This is a genomic window from Acinetobacter gerneri DSM 14967 = CIP 107464 = MTCC 9824 (assembly GCF_000368565.1).
GTDB lineage: Bacteria > Pseudomonadota > Gammaproteobacteria > Pseudomonadales > Moraxellaceae > Acinetobacter > Acinetobacter gerneri.
In genome coordinates this window covers 281,730-293,085 of the sequence record NZ_KB849543.1, presented here as the reverse complement: position 1 = coordinate 293,085, position 11,356 = coordinate 281,730, and the positions used below count along the sequence as shown (strand labels likewise).

The window sequence follows — 11,356 nt, the reverse complement described above, 5'->3', positions numbered from 1 at the left end:
TCGGACAATTATGGCAAATGTTCCCCATCGCTTAGATGGTTTAGAAGGGTGTACTTAATCACTGTGGATGCAAGCTTCTGTTCACCATCGATTAGATGGTTTAGAAGAAATCGACACCAGTTTTTGTATTGGTTTTTGAGTTCACCATCGATTAGATGGTTTAGAAGATCTGATAACTTTTTAACTTTATCAGGGGCTTGTTCACCATCGATTAGATGGTTTAGAAGCATCTGCTGCTCAATTCTCTCGATCGGAAACTGTTCACCATCGATTAGATGGTTTAGAAGAATACACGGCAATCTGTGAGCCTGTTTTTTGCGTTCACCATCGCTTAGATGGTTTAGAAGGCTTTGTGTTGATCACCAGAAGCGTGGATACAGTTCACCATCGCTTAGATGGTTTAGAAGACGATCCGAATGTCGAATCGTGGTATCACGTAGTTCACCATCGCTTAGATGGTTTAGAAGTTTAAAAGGTTTAAACTTGCCACTTAACCGACGTTCACCATCGCTTAGATGGTTTAGAAGTTTGCAAAAAGTTACTGAAATTGAAGATAGATGTTCACCATCGCTTAGATGGTTTAGAAGATTACGACATAATCATAAACGCCGTCAGCTTTGTTCACCATCGCTTAGATGGTTTAGAAGTCGAGCCAATCCAGTCCAGTGATCGTATCTGTGTTCACCATCGCTTAGATGGTTTAGAAGATAAGCAACCTGTAGGCGGTGTCTACCGCCACGTTCACCATCGCTTAGATGGTTTAGAAGTCCATTTTCACAAAAACACCTGCAGCAGTACCGTTCACCATCGCCTAGATGGTTTATAAAAACATAAAGCATATATCCGATCACTAAATGCATTTCGGATATACGCTTTATTTTTAGACTAAATATTGACTTTTGATCTTGGGATTTTATTCATCATTTAAAGAACATTCAAAATTACTCGGATTTTGAGAGCAACGAACTTTCTTTAAAATACGCATCATTTCAGGATTGTAATACCCCTCTTTGGTCATTTGAATACGAGCTTCTCGCATGATTTTGATATATCCCGGCTTATCCGCTTCACGAATATCCATCCAATATTTGGCAGGTATATCACGCTCAAGTTTATCTACAAATTGAAATGCAGGTGTCAATTGTTTTGAAATAATCTCTCTGGCAATCGAGCCCATTCCTGCAGGGAATTTGCCACGATGCATGATCAAAACACCTGTCAATTGCACGATTGGAAATTTGATAATCCCACCAACCACTTTTTTATTTTTATCTTCCATTCCCTTATGTAGTTCTAAAGGATCAAAAAGCAAGGCAGGTCCTGCCATGATATCCACTTCTTTGTTGTTAAACTTACCACCAACCGAAGTCAAATCGACAGATACAGGTTGTGCACCAACATTCTGCACTAACTTTTTCTGCGTTCCATCAAAATTCATTACCGCGACTTTTTTACCTGCAGCTTTTGCCAAAGTATCAATTTGACGATTATTCACCATGATATATGCCGCTCCCAAAGGCACTACACCAACCACCTCATAGTCTTTGTTAACCATTTTCGCGTCAAACTCAGGACGTGCTAAAAGCTGAATCACAGATGCCAGTTGCTTGTAGTTTTGCACCGCCCCAACAGCATCAATACTGCCAACAAACGAGTTAAACTGTCTTGCACGAATATTGCTAATCCCTGCGCCATCACAACGCTTAGCTCTAAAGTCTTCGGTCAGTACCCGCTCATCTGTATAGACTTTTAAATTGACCTGCGTTGAAGCTTTTTGTTTAAGTTTCGGATATTCCATATCAATATTCATTTGCAACTTCGAAGGCCGCTGAAATGTCATATTGACCCCAAAATTTTTAGCCACTTGGGTAATTTTCGGTAACTCACTGATATAACTGGTCGCCTGCTCAAAGGCCTCACCATTCGCACCATTTGGAGAATAAACACATAACACCACTTTGGATGGAATCTGCTTCCAAACTTTCGGATCATTGACCAATTGTTTAATTTTATTGGTGGATTGCGGTGATAGTGTCAAATCCAATTTTGCAGGCGCAGGTGCAGCATAGATCGTCTGATACATCATCAATAACGAAGCCCCAAAAAATAGTTTTTGCCCTAAAGTAATCATATTTGTCTGCATCCTATGCTGAGTTGTTCTTGTCACTTGTAAATTGAAAATAGTTTAAGTTTTAAGCAATAGAATTGACTTTAAAATATAGAGCCTTGTCATAAAAGATAATTTTGTGCATTGAAAAATTTAAGTTTTTTATTTTCAATCAGTTTTCTCATTTTTCTGCTTTATTTGAAATCAACCATTTATCGTTTAATTTAACTTAAGACAAAAAAATGCTGCATATCGATAAACTCAGGGCGATCTATTGACCGCCCTGAGTTGGTTTTTTATTTATAATTCATCAACATTTGTTGTTAAATGCTAAGGAATTATTTTTAGGATTTGTTCAGGCGCAATGCGTTGAGTACAACTGAGAGTGAACTCAAAGACATCGCAACAGCAGCCAACATCGGAGTCAACAACAAGCCCATGATTGGATAAAATATACCGGCTGCAACAGGTACACCCAAACCATTGTAAATAAATGAGAAGCCAAGGTTTTGCTTCATATTTTTTACCCCTTGTTTTGCCATATGCAAGGCATCAGCCACACCTCGGATATCCCCTTTGACCAATGTTACTTGCGCTGTTTGTTTGGCTATATCTGTACCTGTGCCCATTGCAATGCCGACATCAGCTTGTGCCAGTGCTGGTGCATCATTGATCCCATCTCCTGCCATTGCTACGACTTTGCCTTGTGCTTGGTATTGTTTGACGATTTCAAGTTTTTCAGTTGGATCGCAGTTACCATAAAAATGTTTGATTCCCAGTTCATCAGCAACCAATTTGGCATTTTGCTCATGATCACCAGTTGCCATAATCACTTCGATGCCATCTGCATGAAGCTGTTCAACCACACTTTTTGCATTGTCTTTAAGCGCATCTTTGATCGCGATATAAGCAAGCACTTCATGTTCGTTGGCTAGGAAACTCATGGCATTACCCTGATTTCTCAATTGATCCAATTGTTGATTGAGTGCTAAATCAAACTCAATGCCCAATTCTGTAATCAATTTTTGACTACCAACATAGAGCATTTGATCTGCTACTTTGGCTTTTACTCCAAAACCTGTGACATCTTCAAAATCTGTGGCATTGATCAGTTGATCTTTTGCAACAAGTTTAGTCAGTGTTTCAGCGATAGGATGTGTAGAGTATTGTTCTACTGAAGCGATCCATTGTTCAGCCTGTTGCTGTGAAAGCGTATTCGATAAAACCTTAATTTCAGACACACTCGGTTTACCAACTGTTAAAGTTCCAGTTTTATCCACGATGACCACATTGACTTTGCTTAATGCTTCGATCGCTTCAGCATTTTTAAATAACACACCTTTTTGTGCTGCACGACCCGTAGTCGCCATCACAGACATCGGTGTTGCCAAGCCAAGTGCACATGGACACGCGATAATCAGTACGGAGACCGCACACATCAATGCCAAATCAAAATTGGCTTTACCAAAGACCATCCACGCAATAAATGTAATCACACTGATTGCAAGTACCACCATCACAAAATATTTGGCGACGACATCTGCCATACGTTGTAAAGGTGCTTTTGAACGCTGTGCATCAGCAACGGTTTGGATCATTTTTGCCAAAGTGGTTTGAGTCCCAACCGCAGTCGTTTGGATACGGATTGAACCTTGTTGATTGACTGTTCCACCAATCACTTTGTCATCTTTTTCCTTTTTAACCGCAGCAGGCTCACCCGTCATCATCGATTCATCAATATATGTTTTTCCATCGACAACGACACCATCAAGTGGAATTTGCTCGCCTGAGGAGATCTGCAAAATATCCCCTTCTTTGACTTGGCTAATATCAACTTCAACCACTTGACCATTTTCAATACGCTTCGCTGTCGAAGGTTGTAATTTCAACAATGCACGTAATGAATCGGCTGTTTTTGAGCGTGCTTTTAACTCCATGATTTGCCCAAGTAAACTGAGCGATACAATCATACAAGCTGCTTCAAAATACACAGCGACGCCATGCCCTGTTTTCGCTTCCATTGGAATCAAAGATGGGAAAATCGTAGCAACCACACTATAAATAAATGCCGCCAAAATCCCGACACCGATCAGACTCCACATATTGAGATGCCACGTTTTATACGAAGTCCAGCAACGTTGTAAAAATGGCCAACCTGCCCATAACACCACAGGAATCGACAACACCAATTCAATCCATGGTTGGATATGCTGTGGAATAAACGCATGAATATGTGACCCCATTGCCAAAACAAACACAATCAAAGTTAGGGGCAAGGTCTTCCAGAAACGGTTAGAAAAGTCGACCAATTCGGGATTAGGTCCCTCATCCAAACTCGGTTGCATCGGCTCAAGAGCCATACCACAGATAGGGCACGTTCCCGGACCTTTTTGTACGATTTCAGGGTCCATCGGGCAGGTAAATAACACATCATCCATACCTTCGGGTTGAGCACGTTGATCGATTGGGATCAAATACGGTTCGGGATCTTTTTTAAACTTCTCCAAACATGAAGGGTTGCAGAAATAATAACTTTCACCCTGATACTCTGTTTTTAAATTTGTGCCTTTATCTACGGACATACCACAAACAGGATCAATTGCCGTATTTGCATCTGCATGTGAATGATGCTGATGATCATGTCCGCCTCCACAGCAAGCTGAGACTGTTTCCGCTTTGACAGCTTGAGCTACTTTTTGAGTACCACAGCAAGACTCACTCGCCTTTGTTTGCAGAAAAGCAGTCGGATCAGCTTCAAATTTATTTAGGCATTTTTCTGAGCAAAAATAATAGTTTTGCTCCTGATATCTTGTTTGATATTTTGAATCAGTTTTGACTTGCATTCCACATACAGGATCAGTCACCGTTTCAACTGCATGTTGATGATTTTTTTGACCACCACAACAACTTGCTTGGCTTGCGACATTTTCACTATGTGTCGCATCGACTACAGGCTGTTTGGTTTTAGATCCACAATCACAACCTGATTTTTTCACATTATTTTCTAGATATTGCGCTGGGTTTTCCTCAAATTTTTTAAGGCAACCGTTACAACAAAAATAATAATCCTGCCCTTGATAGACCGTATGCGGTTTGCTCAAATCTGTGACTGTCATTTTACAAACAGGATCGATATAAGTCTTTGTTGCCTGACTTTCCTCTGCACAGCAAGATGAACTTTTTTCTACTTTATTTTCCGCACCACCACAGCAGGATGAACCTTGAACCGGTTTTGCATCTTCAAGGAAACTTTGCGGATTTTGTGCAAATTTCTGTTTACAGCCATCACAGCAAAACAAATATTTTTTATTTTGATATTCAAAAGAATGCGCAGAATCTTCAGACACTGTCATCCCACAAACTGGATCAGTTTTCACCAATTGCAATTTAGATTCATGCCCCGAACAGCAGCCAGATTTTTCATGCTCATTCATCTGATTCACCTATATTCTTTTCTGATTGTGTTAGAATAAAGTCCGTACCTAGGTACAGAGTCAAGTCTTTTATGAGGTTTTTATGATCACAATCGGAAAACTTGCCAAACAATGCCATCTCAATGTCGAAACAATTCGTTATTATCAAAGAATCGGCTTAATGCGCGTGCCTGAAAGCAACTCAAACTATCGTTATTATAGTGAACAAGATATTGAAAGATTGAGCTTTATCCAAAAAGCCAAAGATGCAGGCCTGCAACTGAGTGAAATTCAAGAATTACTCCAATTGCAACTTTCAGACCGTGAAAAAGTCCGTTCTGTCATCGAGCAACGCTTGGAAAAAATCGATCAACGCATCCATGAACTCAAGGCTTTAAAAAGCCGTTTGTCGACATGGGTTGATGAATGTAAAACCACAACAGACAATTGCTGCCCGATTTTAAAAGAGCTAAAAGAAGCCTAATCTGCGCTTTAAGATCAGTTTAGCTTAGGATTGGTGAGTTATTTTATCCAATTTTTAATGATATCAACGACGCTAATTAATCCTATAAAACTGATCCAAATCGCGACAAGGGCTAGGCGTTGATTGTATTTATTTTCAATATGATTGCGATGTTCTATATCTGCGGCAGCTTTTTCTTTTTCTTGTGCTAATTTTTTGTCATTTTCAAGATTTAAAATATAGTGAACATTTTCTATTTGCTTAATGAGTTCTTGATTTGTTTGACTAATTCCTAAAACTTGATCAACCCGTTTCCATGCTTCGCACATCGCAGGTGCTTCTAAGTTAATCGGTTGATATAAAAAATATCTGGCATTAAACAACACCACTTTTTTATAAATTTGTCGTAATTCATCTTCATTTTTTTGTTCAGAAACTGCTTGAACAAGCGCATTACTCAGTTGTTCCATCACCATCAAATACGCATAAGCAAGACTATGCAATAACACATGCCTAAAAAATTGGCTCTTGCCAAAAGAGTTTTCGATCTCTGGATTTTTATTTAAATGAATATATTGCGCTCCCCGCCCATCAATATAACCACAATGTGTAGAAGCTTGATATAAATCTTTGACTTTTATTGCTTTACTACCCCGAATCAACAAAGAAGTCATTTCACAAGAAAATTCATCTAAATGTGGCTCAGCACTTTCAACAAATGCCAATTGAGTTAATTGATTAAATTTTTTTGTTCTATTTTTTATAGTTGAACATTCACCTTCTTCAAATTCGACAAACAAACGTTGCTGATAGTCACTATCAATAAAAAAATCTAAATTCCAACCACCTTTAACTTCACTAAAGCGAAATTGTTGCATCAGTACATCTCTGAAAAATCGAATATTTTTCTGATCAATCTTTAACTCTCGTACTGCTGTTTGATCTTCATTTGTAAGTTTTTTTATGCTGACCAAAATATATTTTTTATTAAACATTCTATTTTTTCATTTAATTATTAAGGCAATAATTAGAACTTATTTTTTGATATTTGGCAAAATCTTTATAAATTCTATTTCCAATTCAAATGATTAATACAATATTTAGATAAAAAAAAGCACCTCGAAAGGTGCTTTTTTATTTATCTCACTCAGTGCATTTGCAAGATCAAATCATCCATTAAACGATGATTTGATTGTTTTGCAATAACTGTTCCAAAGTCACATTGCTGCTTTGGTTGGTTAAGATCAACAAATCTGCATTTTGGTATGCTTGACCAGCGCCATCTCGATCAATCGAAATCGTCGCTGTTTGAGCATTTGCATCATAGTTAACGCTAACGTACTCAGCGATATTGGTTTGTGTTGCATCATCTGATAACAATGCTGAAACATCAATGGTTTGAGTCGAACCAACCACAAAGTGATCATCTGTTGTTTCGGTATTACCACCAGTGTTGTCATCACTCAACAAGTTGAAGATCACATCATCAGTAGTACTATCAGCCAATGCAAATGTTGATTTAGCTGTTAAGGTCGATACGCCACCATTGATATCAACAGATTTACTTGCTGTTTGATTTTCAGAATCGGTAACCGTAACAGTAATGGTATTTGCATTGCTGTTACTTGAGAAGTAAGTGGTTGATGCAAGAATAGAATTCCAATCATCATTTGTTGCTTCTACACCTGATTTCTCAGTAATGGTTAAGATTCCATTCTCAAAATTAACATCAAATATATCTGTTAATAAATCTTTCTGAACAGTCAAAGTACTATCAGTTGAATTAGTCAATTTAAGTTGAACTGAAGCGATGTCATTATCAGTATCACTAATCGAAATCGTACTAAACACTTTTGTCGGTACATTTGTTGAAGAAGAAATACTACTTTCACCACTTTCAGTGACAACTTTCAACGCGCCAATTTGAATATCATCTTGACCACCTACAAGTGAAACGGCAAGAGTACCTGTTTGTCCTTGTAATGAACTTGGCAAATCAACAGTGATACTTGTCCAACGTGAAGCCATATATTCAGCATCATTTCGGTAATCTGTATCATTTAAGATTTGTGCCCAAGATTTTAATTGGAATGACTCGCCGCTTTGATAAGTAACGCCATTCACTGTAACTGAAGCACCATTCATTACTGTGACTGTAGCGTACATTACATCATCTGCTAAGACTGCTTTACCATTCGCATCATAAGTTAATGCTCCAGCTTTGCCTTCTGTTGTTTCAACTTTTAAAACATCAACTCCTGCAAATGAGAATGTTGCTGTAGCGACCGAACCACCGTCAGGAACCCAACCGTTATTCCAACCTAAATCGATCAACAATTTGGCATTTTCAGGCAATGCAGTATTGATCGTTTGTGAAACGATAGCGTTACCATTATCAGCATCAAAACCAATCGCCCCTTTCATATCATTGATAGATCCAGGGTTATTAATCGTCCAACTTCCATTATAGCTACTACCATTCCATTCACGACCACCATTTAAGTCGCCATTGGTAGATACTTCAGTATATGAGTTGATTTCAAAATCAATGCTTGGAGCATGAGATGTTGCAGGTGGAGTAACAGTTACTGAACCTGTATTTCCTGTACCGAAATTGCCTGCAAGATCGGTATAAGAATTATTTTCAACATCAACGGTAATTTCTGTCGCATCAGCATCTGGAATGATTTCCGCTGACCAAGTACCATCGCCATTGTCTACTAAGCTGCCAGCTTTGAGCGTGCCGCCAGTGACTTTAATGTCACCCTCGTCAAAGTATTTCACTTGTTCAGAGAATTCGAAAGTAACTCGACCATCGTCATACACAGAGATCGCATCTAAAGTAGGTGCTGTCGTATCGGTTGGATAGATCACCTCACCATTTGCACCTTCTTCAATCGAAACATGGATTTTGCCAGTAGAGCTAGCAGAATCTTGATTTGATTGTTCAGTTGAAGTCGCAGTTACAGTGATATCAAACTCTTGCGCAACATCACTATTGACGCGTAAATCATCTAGGTTCCACTTACTTACATCGATCGGCGTTACACCATCAGAAACGATAATGTGATTACCATCTGTGATCGTTACACCTGCTGGAATACCTGACAATGTCACGCTACTAATACTTTCAGAACCATCAGTATCAGTAAGCTGAACATTGATCGCATTGAGTGGAACATATTTACCAGTCACACCTTCATTGGCATTGTAGAGTTTGTAATGTCCAGTACCTGTTGTTGGATCAGTAAAGTATTCAATACGGATCTTGTCAGAATTTGAATCCGCTTGTGCCGCTTCAATCAATGACTCTGGTGTTGGGAACAGAGTGAAATTATCAGAATTGAGTTCTTTACCGTTCAAGGTTAGAACATAGCCACCCGGACCAGATTGGTTATGCGTTACAAATCTGAAATCGTAATAACCATCTTCTTCAACAGTAAATACAAATTTAGAGGTCGTACCGTATCCTTTAAACCAAGCACCGTCTCCACCTGTCACAGTTTTACCAGTGGTAGAGTCTGTCACGGATGTACCTGCACCAATGAAAATACCCGCGCTATCATCAAATGTACCACTAAAGGTATAAGTTTGACCTGCTTCGAGGTAGATAATCCCTTTGGTCTCAGCAACAGTGGTATAAGTTGGTAAGGATACTGTTACATTTACATCTTTAGTTCCATTCGTTACAACTACATAGAAGCCTGTATTATTTCCAGCGACTAGGTCATAGCCACTACCATTTTGTATACGAGTAAAGCTCTTAATGGTATAGCCTTGGTCTAGATACGCTTTAACTTTAGCATTACTTTCCAACGTAGTTTCATATTGCTTCAAGATATTATCGCGATTCGAAGCATTAGCACTGTTAATACTATCGGTACTAAATGTACCCTGATAGGTGGCATCCTTTTGAGAACCAAAACTTGCATTGAATTGTGCATAAGTAATACCAGATCCACCAGAACCCAAACCTGTAAATGCACCATAGTAAATCGATGTTTCTAACAATCCTAATGATGGTTCAACCAAAGTAACTTCAGAGAAATCAATTGTTGGAGCATCAGCAACCGCATTAATCACGATATCTACTGAACCCGTAGATTCATTAACACCATCACTGACACTAAAGCCAATATTGGTCAATGGTCGACCAGCTACATCAGATGAAATATTGTGATTTGGAACATAGGTCAAACGTCCTGCTTGGATGTCGTCATAGCTCATCGTCGTACCGAGCGTTACAGCCTCACCATTTAGATATAAAACACCATCTGTAGGTAATGTAGTAATCGAAACAATAAGCTTAGTTACATCAGTATTTGCATCAGTAATACCAAAGTTTTCCCAAGTAAATACTACAGTCTCATCTTCATCAGTCTCTGCATCTACAGAGTCAATTACTGGTGGCAATGTATCCACAAAAATGTCATGTGTATCATTTGCAGGATTACCCGCTTTATCCGATACATCAGCGCTAATTTTGAGGTCACCTTGCGATAAGCCCTGTACATCTTCCTCAGGAACAGTCAATGACCATGCACCATCTGTAACAGTTGCTGTATAGGTGTTGCCATCTAAAGTGACTGTCACGATCTGACCATTTTCAGCCGTTGTTGTACCTGAAATCTCTAAAGGATTACCTGATTCAACTTGACTGATCACATCGTCTCCAGCGATTGGACCTGTAATCTCAATTACTGGTGGAACCGTATCAACTGTACCTTTATCCGTACTCGTTGTGCTGTTACCCGCAGGGTCTTTCACCACACCTGTTACTGTGAATTCACCATCAGGTAATGCTTCTGGTACATCAACCTTGTAGTTGCCTTCACCATCCACTTTCGTGGTTACTGTTTGGGTGTTGCCATCTTTGTCGGTGATGGTGATGACCACTTCACTGCCTTCTGGCGCATCACTGGTGCCACTGATGGTTGGCGTATTGTCATTGCCCAATTCTGGAACAGTGATGGTCAAGCTTGGTGGAACGGTATCAATCGTGCCTGTATCTAACGCTGGTTCAGACGGATTACCCGCAGGATCAGTCACGACACCTGTTACTGTGAATTCACCCTCTGGTAAGGCTTCTGGAACATCAACCTTGTAGTTGCCTTCACCATCCACTTTCGTGGTTACAGTTTGCGTGTTGCCATCTTTGTCGGTGATGGTGATGACCACTTCACTGCCTTCAGGCGCATCACTGGTGCCACTGATAGTTGGCGTATTGTCATTGCCCAATTCTGGAACAGTGATGGTCAAGCTTGGTGGAACCGTATCAATCGTGCCTGTATCTGACGCTGGTTCAGACGGATTACCCGCAGGATCAGTCACTACACCTGTTACTGTGAATTCACCCTCTGGTAATGCTTCTGG

The 11,356-nt window shown here is 39.5% G+C and carries 5 protein-coding genes and 1 CRISPR repeat array; of the genes, 1 reads left to right on the top strand and 4 read right to left on the bottom strand.

Annotated features, from left to right (window positions below):
• Positions 1-19: 19 nt before the first annotated feature.
• Positions 20-827: a CRISPR direct-repeat array (repeat unit 28 nt; unit sequence GTTCACCATCGCTTAGATGGTTTAGAAG).
• Between the two features lie 86 nt (positions 828-913).
• Both F960_RS09695 and F960_RS09690 read right to left on the bottom strand, forming a co-directional pair.
• Positions 914-2,086, bottom strand: coding sequence for a putative solute-binding protein (locus F960_RS09695; protein WP_373429850.1), 1,173 nt, complete (start codon positions 2,084-2,086; stop codon positions 914-916).
• Positions 2,087-2,451: 365 nt separating this feature from the next.
• On the bottom strand, positions 2,452-5,541 hold the full coding sequence (locus F960_RS09690; RefSeq protein WP_004863317.1) for a heavy metal translocating P-type ATPase: 3,090 nt from the start codon (positions 5,539-5,541) through the stop codon (positions 2,452-2,454).
• Positions 5,542-5,623: 82 nt separating this feature from the next.
• Here F960_RS09690 and F960_RS09685 point away from each other — a divergent pair, with 82 nt between their 5' ends.
• On the top strand, positions 5,624-6,004 hold the full coding sequence (locus F960_RS09685; protein ID WP_004863313.1) for a MerR family transcriptional regulator: 381 nt from the start codon (positions 5,624-5,626) through the stop codon (positions 6,002-6,004).
• 38 nt (positions 6,005-6,042) lie between these two features.
• Here F960_RS09685 and F960_RS09680 read toward each other — a convergent pair whose 3' ends face one another.
• A complete protein-coding gene (locus F960_RS09680; protein WP_004863311.1) occupies positions 6,043-6,978 on the bottom strand; it encodes a hypothetical protein in 936 nt (311 codons plus the stop codon).
• A 181-nt stretch (positions 6,979-7,159) separates the two neighbouring features.
• Positions 7,160-11,356 (bottom strand): Ig-like domain-containing protein (locus F960_RS22660; protein WP_004863307.1); only part of this gene is annotated, 4,197 nt, incomplete at its 5' end.